16 protein-coding genes are annotated in these 15,537 nt (G+C 64.4%); 11 read left to right on the forward strand and 5 right to left on the reverse strand.

Annotated features, from left to right (window positions below):
- Window positions 1-181 precede the first annotated feature (181 nt).
- Entirely contained in the window at window positions 182-646 is a 465-nt protein-coding gene (gene trmL / locus ACODS1_RS14525) for a tRNA (uridine(34)/cytosine(34)/5-carboxymethylaminomethyluridine(34)-2'-O)-methyltransferase TrmL (RefSeq protein WP_489086208.1), read from the reverse strand.
- Here trmL and ACODS1_RS14530 point away from each other — a divergent pair.
- Window positions 645-1,088, forward strand: coding sequence for a hypothetical protein (locus ACODS1_RS14530; RefSeq protein ID WP_489086209.1), 444 nt, complete (start codon window positions 645-647; stop codon window positions 1,086-1,088). The genes trmL and ACODS1_RS14530 overlap by 2 nt on opposite strands.
- A gap of 543 nt (window positions 1,089-1,631) precedes the next feature.
- On the opposite strand, the gene ACODS1_RS14535 is transcribed toward ACODS1_RS14530, so the two are convergent.
- The gene (locus tag ACODS1_RS14535; RefSeq protein WP_489086210.1) at window positions 1,632-4,010 is read right to left on the reverse strand and encodes a penicillin acylase family protein; all 2,379 of its coding nucleotides are present in this window, start codon (window positions 4,008-4,010) and stop codon (window positions 1,632-1,634) included.
- Between the two features lie 123 nt (window positions 4,011-4,133).
- On the opposite strand from ACODS1_RS14535, the gene ACODS1_RS14540 reads away from it, so the two are divergent.
- A complete protein-coding gene (locus tag ACODS1_RS14540; RefSeq protein WP_489086211.1) occupies window positions 4,134-5,147 on the forward strand; it encodes an AraC family transcriptional regulator in 1,014 nt (337 codons plus the stop codon).
- Here the strand turns inward: ACODS1_RS14540 and ACODS1_RS14545 are convergent.
- Window positions 5,144-5,716: a DUF6436 domain-containing protein gene (locus ACODS1_RS14545; RefSeq protein ID WP_489086212.1), complete on the reverse strand. Its 573-nt coding sequence runs from the start codon at window positions 5,714-5,716 to the stop codon at window positions 5,144-5,146. The two genes, ACODS1_RS14540 and ACODS1_RS14545, sit on opposite strands and share 4 nt — an antisense overlap.
- Before the next feature lie 111 nt (window positions 5,717-5,827).
- Here ACODS1_RS14545 and bipL point away from each other — a divergent pair, with 111 nt between their 5' ends.
- A complete protein-coding gene (gene bipL / locus ACODS1_RS14550) occupies window positions 5,828-6,769 on the forward strand; it encodes a phospholipase BipL (protein ID WP_489086213.1) in 942 nt (313 codons plus the stop codon).
- Window positions 6,770-6,961: 192 nt separating this feature from the next.
- On the opposite strand, the gene ACODS1_RS14555 is transcribed toward bipL, so the two are convergent.
- On the reverse strand, window positions 6,962-7,726 hold the full coding sequence (locus ACODS1_RS14555; RefSeq protein WP_322978946.1) for a hypothetical protein: 765 nt from the start codon (window positions 7,724-7,726) through the stop codon (window positions 6,962-6,964).
- Between the two features lie 120 nt (window positions 7,727-7,846).
- Here ACODS1_RS14555 and ACODS1_RS14560 point away from each other — a divergent pair, with 120 nt between their 5' ends.
- The 3 genes from ACODS1_RS14560 to ACODS1_RS14570 are packed head-to-tail and all read left to right on the forward strand — an operon-like array spanning window position 7,847 to window position 9,454.
- Window positions 7,847-8,464 carry a 2OG-Fe(II) oxygenase gene (locus ACODS1_RS14560; RefSeq protein ID WP_489086214.1) on the forward strand — a complete coding sequence of 206 codons (618 nt, stop codon included), beginning with the start codon at window positions 7,847-7,849 and terminating at the stop codon, window positions 8,462-8,464.
- A 3-nt stretch (window positions 8,465-8,467) separates the two neighbouring features.
- Window positions 8,468-8,980, forward strand: a complete 513-nt coding sequence (locus tag ACODS1_RS14565) for a 2-thiouracil desulfurase family protein (protein ID WP_489086215.1) — start codon at window positions 8,468-8,470, stop codon at window positions 8,978-8,980.
- 36 nt (window positions 8,981-9,016) lie between these two features.
- Entirely contained in the window at window positions 9,017-9,454 is a 438-nt protein-coding gene (locus ACODS1_RS14570; protein WP_322978943.1) for a DUF4399 domain-containing protein, read from the forward strand.
- Between the two features lie 69 nt (window positions 9,455-9,523).
- Here the strand turns inward: ACODS1_RS14570 and serA are convergent, their stop codons facing one another.
- The gene (gene serA, locus ACODS1_RS14575) at window positions 9,524-10,753 is read right to left on the reverse strand and encodes a phosphoglycerate dehydrogenase (protein WP_322978942.1); all 1,230 of its coding nucleotides are present in this window, start codon (window positions 10,751-10,753) and stop codon (window positions 9,524-9,526) included.
- A 181-nt stretch (window positions 10,754-10,934) separates the two neighbouring features.
- Here serA and ACODS1_RS14580 point away from each other — a divergent pair, with 181 nt between their 5' ends.
- The 5 genes from ACODS1_RS14580 to ACODS1_RS14600 all read left to right on the forward strand — a co-directional run bounded on the left by ACODS1_RS14580 (window position 10,935) and on the right by ACODS1_RS14600 (window position 15,534).
- Entirely contained in the window at window positions 10,935-12,326 is a 1,392-nt protein-coding gene (locus ACODS1_RS14580) for an FAD-binding oxidoreductase (RefSeq protein ID WP_489086216.1), read from the forward strand.
- A gap of 124 nt (window positions 12,327-12,450) precedes the next feature.
- A complete protein-coding gene (locus tag ACODS1_RS14585) occupies window positions 12,451-13,116 on the forward strand; it encodes a fumarylacetoacetate hydrolase family protein (protein WP_489086217.1) in 666 nt (221 codons plus the stop codon).
- Window positions 13,117-13,197: 81 nt separating this feature from the next.
- Window positions 13,198-14,115, forward strand: a complete 918-nt coding sequence (locus tag ACODS1_RS14590; RefSeq protein ID WP_489086218.1) for an SdiA-regulated domain-containing protein — start codon at window positions 13,198-13,200, stop codon at window positions 14,113-14,115.
- Between the two features lie 101 nt (window positions 14,116-14,216).
- A complete protein-coding gene (locus tag ACODS1_RS14595) occupies window positions 14,217-14,564 on the forward strand; it encodes a NirD/YgiW/YdeI family stress tolerance protein (RefSeq protein ID WP_489086219.1) in 348 nt (115 codons plus the stop codon).
- Between the two features lie 61 nt (window positions 14,565-14,625).
- The gene (locus ACODS1_RS14600) at window positions 14,626-15,534 is read left to right on the forward strand and encodes an SdiA-regulated domain-containing protein (RefSeq protein WP_489086220.1); all 909 of its coding nucleotides are present in this window, start codon (window positions 14,626-14,628) and stop codon (window positions 15,532-15,534) included.
- The last annotated feature ends 3 nt before the right edge of the window (window positions 15,535-15,537 follow it).

Genomic DNA, 15,537 nt, shown 5'->3' on the forward strand with positions numbered 1-15,537 from the left:
TACTTTTCTTTGCGCATTTCAAAGAAAAGTGAGTCGCCCGAGGGGGCGAAACCCGAAATGTCTGAAGACACCCAAAGCGGCGTCCAGAACACCAACACAAGCCAACACACACTTGCCCGTCCGGTGTCAGAACTGCCTTCCCCGAAATTCCACGAAGAACCTTACTTGCCCACCTACCGCCTCAATCCGCGTCGGCGAAGCCGTTCTGCCGCCAGGCTTCGTAAACGGTCACCGCCACCGTGTTGGACAGGTTCAGGCTGCGGCAACCCGCACGCATCGGCAGGCGCACACGCTGCTCTGGCGGCAGGGCGTTACGCACCTCCTCCGGCAGACCACGACTCTCCGGGCCGAACAGAAAGGCATCTCCAGGCTGATAGGCGATCTCGTGGAACGGCTGCGAACCCTTGGTGGTGAAGGCGAACAGGCGCGGCTGGCCGAGGCTTTCCAGGCAGCTTTGCAGGTCGGCATGACGCTTGAGCGTGGCGTATTCGTGATAATCCAGGCCGGCGCGGCGCAGGCGCTTGTCGTCCAGTTCGAAGCCCAATGGCTCGATCAAGTGCAACTGGCAGCCGCTGTTGGCGCATAGCCTGATAATGTTGCCGGTATTGGGCGGGATTTCCGGTTGAAAGAGGATGACGTGAAACATGCAGCACTCCGAGCACTGGGACGAGCGCCATTCTACGCCGCCGGAAGATCCGCGGCCGCGTTTGCGCTGGCGTTTCATGGCATCGGTGATGTTGATCGCCTTTCTCGTCGGCCTGATGATCGGTCGCGTGTTCGATCCGCCACGGCTGCGTATCGCGGATGCCGAGGCCTGGGAGCAGGGCCTGCAGCTCTGGTTCAACCGTGAGCCGCAGACGCAGGCCGAGCGGGTCGAGGGGGCGCTGGTCTATCGCTTCGAGGATGCCTACGGCCGCGTGCGCGAAGGGCAACTGAAACTGCCGCTGGGGCTGGTGAACTGGCGCATCGCGCGCGACGGGCGGGATCTGTTGCTGGTGCTGGTGTCGCCACGCCCGCTTAGCGGAGAATGGCGCGGTAGCGAGGTGGATGGGCGCTGGCGCGTGCAACTGGCGCTGCGTCCCGAATAAAGAAGGGGATTCCCCGGCCTGCCTGTACCAAGGTCCCCGAAGCGGGTGGTGCCACGCTCGTCGAGCGAGCTGTGGCACGGCATGTGACGCATACGTCGCGTCGAATAAAGAAGGGGTTTCCCCGGCCTGCCTGTACCAAGGTCCCCGAAACGGGTGGCGCCACGCTCGTCGAACGAGCTGTGGCGCGGCATGTGACGCATACGGCGCGTCGAATAAAGAGGGGGATTCCCCGGCCTGCCTGTACCAAGGCCCCCGAAACCGGTGGCGCCAAGCTCGTCGAGCGGGCTGCGGCGCACGGCATGTGACGTGTACGTCACGGCGAATAAAGAAGGGGATTCCCCGGCCTGCCTGTACCAAGGTCCCCGAAAATCGGATTGCCTTAGCCTATGCAGGGCGTGTGCCAATTTTATTACCTGGCCCGCAATGCCAGATTTGGCGGGCTGTAGAACGCTCTGGCGAGCGTTGTCAGGGCTGAAGACGGGAGGGTGTGCACCACAGAGCAGCGTGATGCACCTTGTGTGCACCACGCTGCATAGCCGGGCTTTAGCGGGGGAGTAGTTGCAGGGTGCCCTGAGTGTGGGTGGCCACGTCCGCCTCGCTCAGGTGCTGCGGCCGGTAGACGCCCAGCACATGACCGGCGGCCTGGTCGGCGTAGTGTGCGTCGAAGGGCACGCCGCTTTGGCCGACCGGGTTGCTGCCCAGCGCCTTGCTGGCATCGGCCAGGTCGATCAGGCGGCGCGTCGAGGGGCCGTAGACCACCTGCCAGGGCGCCGGGCCGATCTTGTGCGAAAGGTTGTCCGGTACCTCGTGGCTGCCCGGTGCGGCGAAGGGGCCGGCGTTGAGCAGCCAGGCCAGCGGCTGCTGGATGCCCAGCGGATGAGCGTGGGTCAGGGTGTGGGCGCGGCCCCATTGCCAGGTCTGCGGGTCATCGCCGAATTGTTCGCTGAGGTGCGCCAGGCTGGCACGCCAGGCGTCGCCGACGATCTGCGCGCGGGTTTGCGTGCCGCTAGCGCCCTTGCGCTGCCACCAGGGCGATTGCGCATCGGCCATCAGGCGCGGCAGGGCGACATCGAGCACGCGACTCTGCAACAGACTGTCGAAGAAGACATCACCCAGTTCGTCGGCCATGGCCTCGTGCGCCAGTTGATAGAGCAACTGGTTGAACAGGGTTGCGGCCACCGAGTCCAGCGGGTGCTCGCCATTCCACTCGGCCAGGCGTTGCACCAGGGCCTGTTCCCGTTCGCCCTGGGCGGCGCTACGCAGTTCGTCGAGGATCGGCGCCAGCACGCGCTTGGGGTAGTCGGTGCCGGTATCGAGTTGCAGGGCCTGGCTATTGTTCTGATCCCACTTCACCGAGGCGTCGCTCAGGCGCTGGTTCAGGCGCTGGCCGCGATCAGGCAGGTTGTAGTAGCCGGGAATCTCGATGCCGCTGGCCGGTACCGGCTGGTAGTTGGCCGAGACGATATAGCCACGCGCGGGGTTCTCTTCCTGCGGATTGTCGCTGAAAGGGTGATAGCCGGGCTTGTCCGCCTCGCCGCTGCCGCCGTCGAGGATGAAGGTCGGGTTGACCCCGGCAGGGCGTAGAGGCAGCTTGGCCGAGGCCCACCAGCCGATATCGCCGGTGGCGTTGGCCCAGACCACGTTGAGGCCGGGCGCCTCGATCTTTTCAGCAGCGGCGCGGGCCTTGTCCAGGGTATCGGCGCGGTTGAGCTGGTAGAAGGCGTCGAGGATCGGGTTGTCGGTCTCGAGGAAGGCCCACCACATGGCGATGGGTGTACTGCCGCTGCTCTGGCCCAGGGCATCGTTGACGATAGGCCCGTGTGGCGAGCGGCGCAGGGTGATCTGCACTGGCTCGGCGCCCTTGACCTGGATGCTTTCGGTGCGTTGCTCGAGGTCGACCCAGCGGCCCTGATACCGGATCTGGTTGGGGTTGTCCGGATTGACGCGCTCGGCGATCAGGTCGAGGTCGTCGTTCTGGAACATGGTCAGGCTCCAGGCGAAGTCGCGGTTGTGGCCGAGCATGGCGCTGGGGATCAGCGCGTGGTGGTAGCCATACAGCTCGTAGCCGGGCGCCTGCAGGTGCGCTTCGTACCACACCGCTGGCAGGGAGAAGCGAATATGCGGGTCGCCCGCCAGCAGCGGTTTGCCGCTGGCCGTGCGGCTGCCGGAGATGGCCCAGGCGTTGCTGCCCTCGAACTGCGGCAGGCCGCTGCCAGCCAGCGCTGTGTCGCTGAGCTGGGCGAGGGCGGACAGATCCTTCCAGTCGCCGGCATTCAGGGTGTTGCCGAGCACGCCCTCGGGGTGCCAGTCGAGGTCGAAGACCTTGAGGTAATCCGCGCCGAGGCTGTCGCGCACGTAGCTCATCAGCGGTTCGGTGCGCAGCGCGGCGGCGAAGCTGTAGGCCATGTAGCCGGCGACGCTCAGGGTGTCGGCGACGGTGAAGGGACGTGGCTTGATGCCCAGCAGGTCGAACTCCACCGGCAGCGGGCGGCTGGCCTGGTATTGGTTGATGCCGTCGAGGTAGCTCTGCAGCGCGCGTACGGACGGGCTGCCGGCATCCAGTTGGGCAGCGCGGGCGTCGGCGTGGCGACCGATCTCCAGGGTGCGGAACAGGCGATCGGTGGGCAGCAGCTTTTCTCCCAGCACCTGGGCCAGTTCGCCGCGCGCCAGGCGCCGCAGCAGCTCCATCTGGAACAGGCGATCCTGGGCATGCACGAAACCCAGGGCGCGATACAGGTCATCCTGATTCTGCGCCTGGATATGCGGCACGCCGCGCTCGTCGTAGCGCACCGTCACCGGCGCCTGCAGGCCAGCCATGCTCAGTTCGCCATCGCGTTGTGGCTGCTTGCCGTGCAGGTACCAGCCAGCGCCTGCGGCGGTGACGGCAACGATCAGGGCGAGGGCGGTCAGGGGGCGTTTCATCGAGCGGTGATCCTTGTTCTTGTGGGGCGGCAGGCGGGCATTCTGCGCAGCAACCCCGGCGCTGGCATTGACCAGATGCCGCAAGCTTGAAAGTCTATGGTCAATTCTGCCCTGGATCCTGCTATGTCTGATGCCGAGCGCTCCGCATTCGTCGCACTGACCCATTCCGCCACCCTGCGTCGTTTGTTGTACGAAGCGTTGGCAGCTTTGCGTCTGGATCCGACCGACAGTTATCGGCGTGCCTATGCCGGGGTGCAGTTGGCTTCGCCGCTGCACGATGCGCGCGAGGATCACGACAACGCCCCACGCTTCTGGCAGGCGATCGCCGGGATCAGTGGCGATGCCGACATCGGTCTGCACCTGGCCGAGGCCATGCAGCCACGGCCGATGGATGTGGTCGGCTACCTGCTGCTGGCTGCGCGTGACCTGCGCCAGGGGTTGCAGGCCTTCGTACGCTTCCAGCACATCCTCTCCGGTGGCTTCGCCGCGCGGCTGGAGGAGGGCGAGGAGCAGGTGCGCCTGGTGATCGACCTCAACTACCGGGGCTTCGGCTCCTTGCGTCAGCAGATGGAGTGCCTCGCTCTGCTGCTGCACAAGGTGTTGGCGGCGGCCTGCCCGCTGCCATTGCCGCTGCTGGGCGTCGAGTTCCGCCATGCGGCGCCGCGTCGTCTGCATGAGCACCGCCGCCTGCTGGGTGTCACGCCCACGTTTGGCCAAGCGCACGATGCGCTGATCCTGCCGCGTGCCGTGCTCGCCAGGCCGCTGCGCAGTGCCAATGCGCGCCTGTTCGAGGTGCTTGTCGAGGAGGCCCAGCGGCAGTTGGACGAATTGGTGGAAAACCAGTTGCTGGCGCGAGTGCGCTACTGGCTGGAACTCAACCTGGGGCAGGCAAGTTGCGACCTGCGTAGCTGCGCGCTGGCGTTGGGGCTGTCCTACTCGGCGTTGCAGCGGGCGCTGAGCGAGCAGGGCAGCAGCTTCCGTGCGCTGCATGATGAGGCGCGCCGCCTCAAGGCATTGAGCCTGCTGGAGCAGGGGCTGGCGGTGCGCGACGTGGCACGCGCCTGCGGTTTTGCCGAGCTATCGCCTTTCTACCGGGCGTTTCGGCGCTGGCAGGGCGGAACGCCACGCGGGCGCTAGTCGGCAGCCTGCCAATCGCAGAAGCAGCCGACGGCCAGGGTGTTGCTGGCATCCACACGGCGCCCATCGGCCAGGGCTTCGAGGATCGGCTCGATGAAGCTGTTGCTCGAGTTGCACGTCAGCCCTTCGCTGTAGGGGCCGAAGTAGGCGAGTTGGCCTTGCCGATCCCAGATCGCCACCGCCGGGCTGGCGGGAATGGCGTCACTGCCTGGCAGCGCTTCGAGCACCTGCAGACCGCTCAGGTCGGCCGGCAGACTGCCCTTGCTGCCAGGGCGTTGCACGGCATAGAAGGCCACACCCTTGGTCGCGTAGCCGGCGATCAGCTCGGCCAGGTGCTGCTGGTTGCCGACATTGCACGGGCAGGCTGGATCCCAGAAATGCACCAGGCGGATCGGCCCCGGCCCGGCCAGTTCGTCGGGCAGGCGCAGTTCGGCGCCGGAGAACACGGCCGCGCGCTCGTCGAAGGGACGCAGATAGCGCGCCTCGAACCAGCGATAGGCCATGAACAGCGCCACCGCGCAGGCGATGGTGAGCAGGACGATCCAGAGGGTGCGTGATGAGCGAGGCATGGGGGCAGGGCTGGCGAATGGGCGCCTAGCTTGCCATGGCGCGCCCGGCAGCAGAATATCGGCGCATCGAGAAACCTCCGCTCGCGCCAGGCGAGCCATGTCGGAAACCCCATGTCAGAGCCGTTCCAGCCCGAGCAACTGCGCCCTTTGCTGCGACCCTTGGCCGCAGCCCGCCTCGACCTGCCCGCCCTGCAGGCCTATCGCAGCTTCTATGGCCTTGATCAGGCGTTACGCCACACCGGCTTGGACTGCCGCCTGGGCACTTTCAGCGCCGCCGGCTACCAGATCGCCGTGCAACTCTGGGCACCGGCCGAGCCGCGCGGCACCCTGTTGCTGCTGCATGGTTACTATGACCACATGGGCCTGTACCGGCACGTGATCGACTGGGCGCTGAGTCTGAACTTCGCCGTGCTGGCCTGCGATCTGCCTGGGCATGGGCTGTCCAGCGGGGCGCGGGCCAGCATCGGTGACTTCGCCGAGTACCAGCAGGTGCTGCTCGGCCTGTTCGCCCAGGCTGCCGAGCTGGGCCTGCCACAACCCTGGCATCTCTGTGGGCAGAGCACCGGCGGGGCGATCCTGCTGGATTATCTGCTCAGCGATGGTACGCGCCCCGAGCTGGGCCAGAGCATCCTGCTGGCGCCCCTGGTGCGTCCGCGCGCATGGAACTGGTCGAAGTTCAGCTACCGCCTGCTCAGCCCGTTCGTGCGCGAGATTCCGCGTCGTTTCAGCGAGAACTCCAGCGATGCGGCGTTCCTCGACTTCGTTCACAACCTCGACCCGCTGCAACCGCGCAGCCTGCCCACGGCCTGGGTCGGCGCGCTGAAACGCTGGGTGCCGCGTATCGAAGGCGCAGCGCGCAGCCCGCACAGCCCGCTGATCGTACAGGGCGAGGAGGACATGACGGTGGACTGGCGCTACAACCTGGAAGTCCTGCAGGACAAGTTCCGCCAGCCAGAGATCCTGAGGCTGCCCGAGGCGCGACATCACCTGGCCAACGAGAACGAAGCGTTGCGCCGACGCTACTTCGACTTTCTCAGCGAGCGTTTGGCGTAGGACGGAATCGCAAGCTGGTAGGAGCGGATTTATCCGCGATTGGCGTGAGCGCGGAAGGTTCTGGCTGAACGCCGGTGGTGTTTCGCTGGAGCGTTGTGGTGGCGAATCAGGCATGGCCCGGCGGGCTGTTCGCTTCGCTCCTGAGCCCGCCCTACATGCTGGTGCCGCCGCCTTGCTTGGTGACTTCCGGCTTCAGATACCCTGCGGCGGTGGCTCCAGCTCGCTGCTGCTCATGCCCACAGCCAGGCCGGCACGCAACGAGGCCAGGGCCGCCTTGTAGTAGGCCTGGCCATCGGCTGACTGGGCGAATTCGACGAACTGTTCCAGTTCCGGGTCGGATAGATCGCGGTAAACGTGCAGCAGGGTGTTGTCCAGATCCTGATCGATCTGCGCCATCAGGCGTTCACGCTGACCGTTGAGCAGGCTCTGCGCCTGACCGCCGCCGAGCAGGCCGGGGATCATCTGGCTGAGGCTGTCGGCCGCCACGCCGGCCAGGGCCAGGCTGACTTCGGCGCCGGCTTCCTTGGCCGGCAGGGCCTGGGCCAGGTGGCGGATCAACAGGCGGCGGGTGGCATCGGCCTCGGTGCGCGGCAGGCCATTGGCATAGCGCGCCAACTGATCGCTGCGCGTGGCCAGCACTTCGGCGGCGACGATCTTGCGGCCCAGTGCGGATTGGAAGAAGGCCAGCGCCGGCTGCGGATTGGCCAGCTCCATGCGCAGGCTGTGTTGGGCGCGGCGGTCGATGGCGGCGGCGGCGAAGCGCTGGTTGCTGTTGTCCACCAGCGCCTGGTAGACGGCCGGCGGCAGCGTGCTGCGATAGCGCAGTTGAGCCGCATCCAGCGCCTGGTTGAAATGTTCGCGCTGCTGCGGCCAGCCAGCGGCCTGGTACAGGCGCAGATGGTCGTCGGCCATGGCCGGCAGGGCCAGACAGAGCAACAGGGCAAACAGAACACGCATCGCAAACTCCTTGGCAGACCGCCTGACCAGACCACGTGGCGAGGGCTTGGCGGCCAGCTATTTTCGGTGGCTGGCAATGGCTTGTCGAGCAGTTCGCTGGGCACTGATAGAATCGCCGGCATGACCGACTTCTCCGCCTCTTTCACAGCCCTCATCGACGACCTTGCCAGCCAGGGTTGGTCGCAGCAGGAGCTGTTCGCTCCGCAAGTTCTGACCCGCGAACTGGCCGCTGAGTGCCACCGACGTGTGCAAAACGGTGATCTGCATGCCGCTGCCGTAGGCCGGGGCGAGGCCCAGCAGGTGCAGGAAGGCATTCGCGGCGACCGCATCCAGTGGGTCGAGCCGGGGCAGAGCGAGGCCTGTGACCGCTATCTGGTTCTGATGGATGAGCTGCGCCAGGCGCTCAACCAGGCCTTCTATCTGGGCCTGGAAGACTTCGAGTGTCATTTTGCCTGCTATGCGCCGGGAGCCTTCTACCAGCGTCATTTCGACCGCTTCCGTGATGACGATCGACGCACCGTGTCGGCGGTGATCTACCTCAACGAGGACTGGCTGCCCGAGCAGGGCGGGGCGCTGCGCATGTACCTGCCCGAGGGCGGCGAGCGCGACGTGTTGCCGCTGGCCGGCACCCTGGTGCTGTTCATGTCCGCCGAAGTGCCCCACGAAGTATTGGCCTCCACACGTGAGCGCCTGTCGCTGACCGGCTGGTTCCGCCGTCGCGGCGATGGCCCGCTCTGAGTCATGTACAAGATTCTCGTTAGTCGCTGCCTGCTGGGCCACCGCGTGCGTTACGACGGTGGCGCGCATGGGCCGTACGACCTGCTGCAGCAGTGGCTGGACGAGGGACGGGTGGTGGCCTTGTGTCCGGAAGTGGCCGGCGGTCTGCCGACGCCTCGCCCGCCTGCCGAAATTGCCGGAGGGCAGGGCGCGCAGGTACTGGATGGGCGTTTGCCGGTGCTGACCATCGATGGCGCCGACGTTACCAGCGCCTTCGTCGCGGGGGCGCAGCAGGCGTTGGCGCTGGTGCATGAGCACGGCATCCGCCTGGCCTTGCTCAAGGCGCGCAGCCCGTCCTGCGGCAATCTGGAAAACTATGACGGCTCCTTCAGCGGTGTACGTGTCGCGGGCGAGGGCGTGACCGCCGCGCTGCTGCGTCGTGCCCGTGTGCAGGTGTTCAATGAGCAGCAGCTCGACGAGGCGCGACAGGCCCTGCAGGTTCTTGAGAGCGAAGCGGGAACGACTGGCGCGGTATAGAGTCCATCGTTCTCTGCCTTGCTCGAGGACGCTGTGATGACCCGAACCCTGAATACCATTTCCCTTTGTGCGGCCTTGCTGCTGGGTGCCAGCGCCACCGCTTGGGCCGACATGCCGCGCACGCCCGCACCGGAAGGCGCCAAGGTGTACTTCATAGAGCCGGCCGACGGCGCGACGGTCGGCCAGACCTTTACCGTGAAGTTCGGCCTCAAGGGCATGGGCGTGGCGCCGGCTGGTGTCGATGCTCCGGCTACCGGGCACCATCATCTGTTGATCGATGTCGACTCGCCGCCTGCGATGAACGCGCCGCTGCCGATGACCGATGCCATCCGCCACTTCGGCAAGGGCCAGACTGAAACCGAGCTGACCCTGCCGCCGGGCAAGCACACCCTGCAGTTGCTGGTGGGCGACAAGAACCACGTGCCGCTGGATCCGCCGGTCATGTCGGAGAAGATCAGCGTGACGGTGAAGTGACCTGGCTACCGGCCAACTCAAACGAAAAAGGGCGACCCGAGGGTCGCCCTTTGCATATCCGCCTGCCGCTTAGAACAGCACGCGGCTACGGATGGTGCCATGTACCTGCTGCAGCTTCTCCAGCGCCAGGTCGGAGTACTCGGCGTCGACGTCGATCACCACGTAGCCGACCTTGTCGTTGGTCTGCAGGAACTGACCGGAGATGTTGATGCCGTTGTCGGCGAACACCTTGTTGATCTCGCTCATCACGCCCGGCACGTTCTCGTGGATGTGCAGCAGACGGTGCTTGCCAGCATGGGCCGGCAGGGCCACTTCGGGGAAGTTGACCGAGGACACCGAGGTGCCGTTGTCGCTGTACTTGACCAGCTTCTCGGCCACTTCCAGGCCGATGTTGGCCTGGGCTTCGGCGGTGGAGCCGCCGATGTGCGGGGTGAGGATCACGCGATCCAGGCCGCGCAGCGGGCTCTCGAAGATGTCGTCGTTGGACTTGGGCTCGACCGGGAACACATCGATGGCGGCGCCGATCAGGTGCTCGTCCTTGATCGCGTTGGCCAGATGATCCAGCTCGACCACGGTGCCACGGGCGGCGTTGATCAGGATGGCGCCTTTCTTCATGGCGCGGATTTCCTTCTCACCGATCATCCACTGGGTGGACGGCAGCTCCGGTACGTGCAGCGAGACGATGTCGGCCAGGCCCAGCAGTTCGTGCAGGCTGCCGATCTGCGTGGCGTTGCCCAGTGGCAGTTTGGTCACGGTGTCGTAGAAATACACCTGCATGCCCAGGGCTTCGGCCAGCACCGACAGTTGGGTGCCGATGGAGCCGTAGCCGATGATGCCCAGCTTCTTGCCACGGATCTCGAAGGAGTTGGCCGCCGACTTGATCCAGCCGCCACGGTGGCAGGAGGCATTCTTCTCGGGGATGCCGCGCAGCAGCAGGATGGCTTCGGCCAGCACCAGCTCGGCCACCGAGCGGGTGTTGGAGTAGGGCGCGTTAAACACGGCGATACCGCGTTCGCGGGCAGCGTCCAGGTCGACCTGGTTGGTGCCGATGCAGAAGCAGCCGACGGCGACCAGTTTCTTCGCGCAATCGAAGACGTCTGCCGTCAGTTGGGTGCGCGAGCGAATGCCGATGAAGTGCGCGTCGGCGATCTTCTCTTTCAGCTCATCGCCTGACAGGGCGGTCTTGAGGTACTCGATGTTGGTGTAACCGGCGGCCTTCAGCGTGTCTACGGCGTTCTGGTGCACGCCTTCGAGAAGAAGGAACTTGATCTTGCTCTTTTCGAGAGAGGTCTTGCTCATCGGAGTACCTGTGTCCCACAGAAGAATGTCAGGGAAGGGCCGAGAAACTCAGCCAGTGCCCGCAGATCGCTGCATGGCTCGATTCACGGGGTGCGTATGCTAGCATGTTCGCCTTTTTCAATGCTCGGTTGCGACCTGAATGGTTCTCAGGGCGACCATGAATCCTTTGAGAGTTCCGTAGATGACCACCCCCGCCCAGATCGAAGAGCTGAAGACCCTGGTTGAGCCCGGCAAGGTGCTGACCGACGCCGATTCCCTGGAAACCTACGGCAAGGACTGGACCAAGCAGTACGCGCCCGCACCATCGGCCATCGTCTTCCCCAAGACTGCCGAGCAGGTACAGGCCATCGTGCGCTGGGCCAACCAGCACAAGATCGCCCTGGTGCCCTCGGGCGGCCGTACCGGCCTGTCTGCGGCGGCGGTAGCAGCCAATGGCGAAGTGGTGGTGTCGTTCGATTACATGAACCGCATCGTCAGTTTCAACGAATACGACCGTACCGTGGTCTGCCAGCCGGGCGTGGTGACCAAGCAACTGCAACTGTTCGCCGAAGAGAAGGGCCTGTACTACCCGGTGGACTTCGCCTCCAGTGGTTCCAGCCAGATTGGCGGCAACATCGGCACCAATGCCGGCGGGATCAAGGTGATTCGCTACGGTATGACCCGTAACTGGGTCGCCGGTCTGAAGGTGGTCACTGGCACCGGCGAGCTGCTGGAGCTGAACCGCGACCTGATCAAGAACGCCACCGGCTATGACCTGCGCCAACTGTTCATCGGCGCCGAAGGCACGCTGGGCTTCGTCGTCGAAGCCACCATGCGCCTGGAGCGTGCACCGAAGAACCTCACCGCGATGGTGCTCGGCACGCCGGATTTCGATTCGATCATGCCGGTGCTGCACGCCTTCCAGGGCAAGCTCGACCTGACCGCCTTCGAATTCTTCTCCGACCGCTGCCTGGAGAAGATACTCGGTCGTGGCGACGTGCCGGCGCCCTTCGAGAGCCACACGCCGTTCTACGCCCTGCTGGAATTCGAGGCGCTGAACGAGGATGTGGCCAACGAAGCCTTGGCGACCTTCGAGCACTGCGTCGAGCAGGGCTGGGTGCTCGATGGCGTGATGAGCCAGAGCCAGCAGCAGCTGGAAAACCTGTGGAAGCTGCGCGAGTACATCTCCGAAACCATCAGCCACTGGACGCCGTACAAAAACGATATCTCCGTGACCGTCGGCCAGGTACCGGCCTTCCTCAAGGACATCGACGACATCGTTTCGGCCAACTACCCGGACTTCGACGTGCTCTGGTACGGCCACATCGGTGACGGCAACCTGCACCTGAACATCCTCAAGCCCGAAGCGCTGGCCAAGGAAGACTTCTTCGCCAAGTGCGCGGTGGTCAACAAGTGGGTGTTCGAGATCGTCGAGAAGTACAACGGCTCGATCAGTGCCGAACATGGCGTGGGCATGACCAAGCGTGACTACCTGCAGTACAGTCGTTCTGCAGAGGAAATCGCCTGCATGAAGGCGATCAAGGCCGTGTTCGATCCCAACGGGATCATGAACCCCGGCAAGATCTTCGCCTGACGAAAACGCCCATCCGACCGATGGGCGTTTTCGTATGCGGTGCACGATGGCGCCGCCTCGTTTAAGGTAGGACGTCAGGCCACAAGCCGCGATGCCCACAATACGAACAACACAGGAGTCGGTGATGAGCTATCAGCACCAGTACGTCGACGGTACCACCGTCCACTTCTCGCTCGGCAAGGTCGTCTGCATCGGCCGCAACTATGCCGAGCATGCCGCCGAACTGAACAATCCGGTGCCCACCGAGCCGCTGCTGTTCATCAAGCCCGGCTCCTGCGTGGTGCCGCTCGATGGCGGTTTCAGCATTCCCGAGGATCGTGGTTCGGTGCATTACGAGGCCGAAATTGCCGTGCTGATTGGTAAACCACTGTCGAAGAAGCCCGATGCCGAGGAAGTGCGCGATGCCATCAGCGGCTTCGCCCCGGCCCTGGATCTGACCCTGCGCGACGTGCAGGCCAGGCTCAAGGAAAAAGGCTACCCCTGGGAAATCGCCAAGAGCTTCGATGGTGCCTGCGTGCTGGCGCCCTTCGTGCCGGGCGATGCCATCGAGGATCTGACCGATATCGGCATTCGCCTGGTGATCAATGGCGAAACCCGCCAGGACGGCAACAGCCGCGACATGCTCAACCCCATCGTGTCGATGATCCAGCACATGGCCGGGCATTTCGCCCTGCAGCCGGGCGACGTGATCCTTACCGGCACACCGGTGGGCGTCGGTGCGCTGAACAAAGGCGACGAGCTGGCGCTCGAGCTGGTCGGTCATAGCCGCTTCACCAGCCGCGTGCTATAAGCGATGACCGCCGCCTGATCGCGGCGGAACTCCCCTCGACAGCGGATGTCGCATTGCAACCGCGCAGCCGAGCCGTCGCCGATGCCTTATCTCCGCTCTCCTCTGATCCGTCCGCGCAACTGGCTCCTCGGTTGCGCATTGCTGACCGCAGGCGTGCTGGTGCAAACCCAGCATTGGGACGATCGCGCCCAGCTCTGGTGGCAGGAGCGCTCCACGCCATTGGTCAACCGTCTTGCCAGTATCTGGTTGCCCGGTTATCGCGCTGTGGTGCAGGCCAAGGCCCTGGCCGGATTGGAAGACGATGAAACCTCCGGGCTGACCTACAACCCGAGAACCGGCACGCTGTTCACCGTCACCGGTAAACATCCATTGCTAGTCGAGTTGTCCCGCGACGGGGAGATTCTGCGGCGTATCCCGCTCAAGGGTTTTGCCAACCCCGAGGGCGTGGAAATGATGGATAACGGTCGCATGGCCATCGTCGATGAGCGCAGCCGCCTGCTCACCACATTCACGCTCGATGCCAATGCCCTGGAGCTGAACGCGGCGGACTTCCCCGGCTTCGACCTGGGTTTTGCCGATGCGGGCAACAAGGGCTTCGAAGGGCTGGGCTGGGATTCGCGCAGCCATAGCCTGTTGCTCGGCAAGGAGCGCGGACCGCTGGGTTTGTTCAGGTTGCCTTTCCCCGGTGAAGACGGCGCAGCAGGTACGCTGCAGCCGCTGATGGCGGGCAACCTGGGCCTGCGCGATATTTCCTCGCTCAGCGTCGACGAGCGCACCGGCCATCTGTTGGTGCTGTCCGATGAATCGCGTCTGTTGCTGGAACTCGACCGTAGCGGTCAGCCGGTCAGCTTCCTCAGCCTGGCGGGTGGCCTCAACGGCCTGGACAGCAGCATCGAGCAGGCCGAGGGCGTGGCCATGGATGAGAGCGGTGATATCTATATCGTCGCCGAACCGAACCTGTTCTACCGCTTTCGCAAGTCGCTGCCAGGCGCAGGCTGAGCGGACGCGAGCGTTCAGCTTGGCTTAAGCGGCGATTCAGTCTGGCTTCAGCTAGCGGCACTAATCTGAACCCGTCACTTACGAACTACGAGGTTCACAGCATGAAACGCACCGCTCTCGCTCTGATGATGATGCCCCTGATCAGCACCGCCGCTTTCGCCACGGGTTACACCGGCCCAGGCGCCACTCCGCAGGTCACCACCGTATCTGCTGCGCAACAGGCAGCCGACGATACCCACGTCGTACTCGAAGGCCAGATCGTCAAGCGCCTGCAGGACGAACTGTACGAGTTCAAGGACGCCACCGGCACCATCCAGGTTGAGATCGACGACGAAGACTGGCCGAACCAGACCGTCTCGGAAAACGCCAAGGTGCGTCTGACCGGCGAAGTCGACAAGGACTTCAACAACCGTGAGATCGATGTCGACCGCGTCGAACTGATCAACTGATCGTGATGTTCCGCTCACCCGCCACAGACACGCTGTGGCGGGTTTTTTCGTGAGAGAGCCCATGCGCCGCCTGCTTGCCATCAATCCCTGGTTCTATCTGCTTGGTTTCCTGCTGCTGGCCGTCGGCGTAATTGCCCAGCAGTATCGTCTGTTCGAGCGTGCCTGGTTCGTCGTCGAGGAGTGGCAGCATGGCGAGCAGTGGCGCGAGCGGTCGTTGTGGCTGGGCGACTACCGCGCAGTGATCGAGGCCAAGCCCATCGGCGATATCAGTGATGTTTCGGCGCTGACCTTCGATCCGGATCGCAACAGCCTGTTCAGCGTCACTAACAAGCCGGCCAAGGTGATCGAGATGAGCCTGCAGGGTGACCTCCTGCGCACCATCGATCTGCAAGGTTTTGGTGATCCCGAGGCCATCGAATACGTGGCCCCCGGCACCTATGTGATTGCCGATGAGCGTGAGCAGCGCCTGGTCAAGGTGCGTATCGACGATGCCACGCGCGTACTCGACTCGGCCGACTTCCAGCAGCTTTCGCTGGGCATTGGTCGCAATGGCAACAAGGGCTTCGAAGGGCTGGCCTATGACGCCGCCAACCAGCGTTTGCTGGTGGCCAAGGAGCGCGATCCGGTACGCATCTTCGAAGTGCTTGGCTTCCCGCACGTGGACGACAGCAAGCCGCTGGCGCTGCAGGTCAATACCGATCCCAAACGCGATGCCCGGCTGTTCGTGCGGGATCTGTCGAGCCTGGATTTCGACGCCGCCACCGGCCATATGCTGGCGCTGTCGGACGAATCACGCCTGGTGATCGAACTCAATGCCGAGGGCAAGCCGATCAGCACCTTGTCGCTGTTGCGCGGCCAGCATGGCCTCGAACGCAGCGTACCGCAGGCCGAAGGGGTGGCGACCGATGATGCCGGCAACCTGTACCTGATCAGTGAACCGAATCTGTTCTACGTCTTTCGCAAGCCTTAGGAG

It is taken from the genome of Pseudomonas sp. FG29 (assembly GCF_057809355.1).

Excerpts from the sequence above, each read along its gene's own strand:
- ACODS1_RS14555 (WP_322978946.1), bottom strand. The coding sequence starts at position 7,726 with ATGCGTGTTCTGTTTGCCCTGTTGCTCTGTCTGGCCCTGCCGGCCATG.
- ACODS1_RS14535 (WP_489086210.1), bottom strand. The coding sequence starts at position 4,010 with ATGAAACGCCCCCTGACCGCCCTCGCCCTGATCGTTGCCGTCACCGCC.
- ACODS1_RS14565 (WP_489086215.1), top strand. The coding sequence starts at position 8,468 with ATGTACAAGATTCTCGTTAGTCGCTGCCTGCTGGGCCACCGCGTGCGT.
- bipL (WP_489086213.1), top strand. The coding sequence starts at position 5,828 with ATGTCAGAGCCGTTCCAGCCCGAGCAACTGCGCCCTTTGCTGCGACCC.
- ACODS1_RS14570 (WP_322978943.1), top strand. The coding sequence starts at position 9,017 with ATGACCCGAACCCTGAATACCATTTCCCTTTGTGCGGCCTTGCTGCTG.
- ACODS1_RS14595 (WP_489086219.1), top strand. The coding sequence starts at position 14,217 with ATGAAACGCACCGCTCTCGCTCTGATGATGATGCCCCTGATCAGCACC.
- ACODS1_RS14600 (WP_489086220.1), top strand. The coding sequence starts at position 14,626 with ATGCGCCGCCTGCTTGCCATCAATCCCTGGTTCTATCTGCTTGGTTTC.
- ACODS1_RS14585 (WP_489086217.1), top strand. The coding sequence starts at position 12,451 with ATGAGCTATCAGCACCAGTACGTCGACGGTACCACCGTCCACTTCTCG.
- ACODS1_RS14590 (WP_489086218.1), top strand. The coding sequence starts at position 13,198 with ATGCCTTATCTCCGCTCTCCTCTGATCCGTCCGCGCAACTGGCTCCTC.
- trmL (WP_489086208.1), bottom strand. The coding sequence starts at position 646 with ATGTTTCACGTCATCCTCTTTCAACCGGAAATCCCGCCCAATACCGGC.
- ACODS1_RS14545 (WP_489086212.1), bottom strand. The coding sequence starts at position 5,716 with ATGCCTCGCTCATCACGCACCCTCTGGATCGTCCTGCTCACCATCGCC.
- serA (WP_322978942.1), bottom strand. The coding sequence starts at position 10,753 with ATGAGCAAGACCTCTCTCGAAAAGAGCAAGATCAAGTTCCTTCTTCTC.
- ACODS1_RS14530 (WP_489086209.1), top strand. The coding sequence starts at position 645 with ATGCAGCACTCCGAGCACTGGGACGAGCGCCATTCTACGCCGCCGGAA.
- ACODS1_RS14580 (WP_489086216.1), top strand. The coding sequence starts at position 10,935 with ATGACCACCCCCGCCCAGATCGAAGAGCTGAAGACCCTGGTTGAGCCC.
- ACODS1_RS14540 (WP_489086211.1), top strand. The coding sequence starts at position 4,134 with ATGTCTGATGCCGAGCGCTCCGCATTCGTCGCACTGACCCATTCCGCC.
- ACODS1_RS14560 (WP_489086214.1), top strand. The coding sequence starts at position 7,847 with ATGACCGACTTCTCCGCCTCTTTCACAGCCCTCATCGACGACCTTGCC.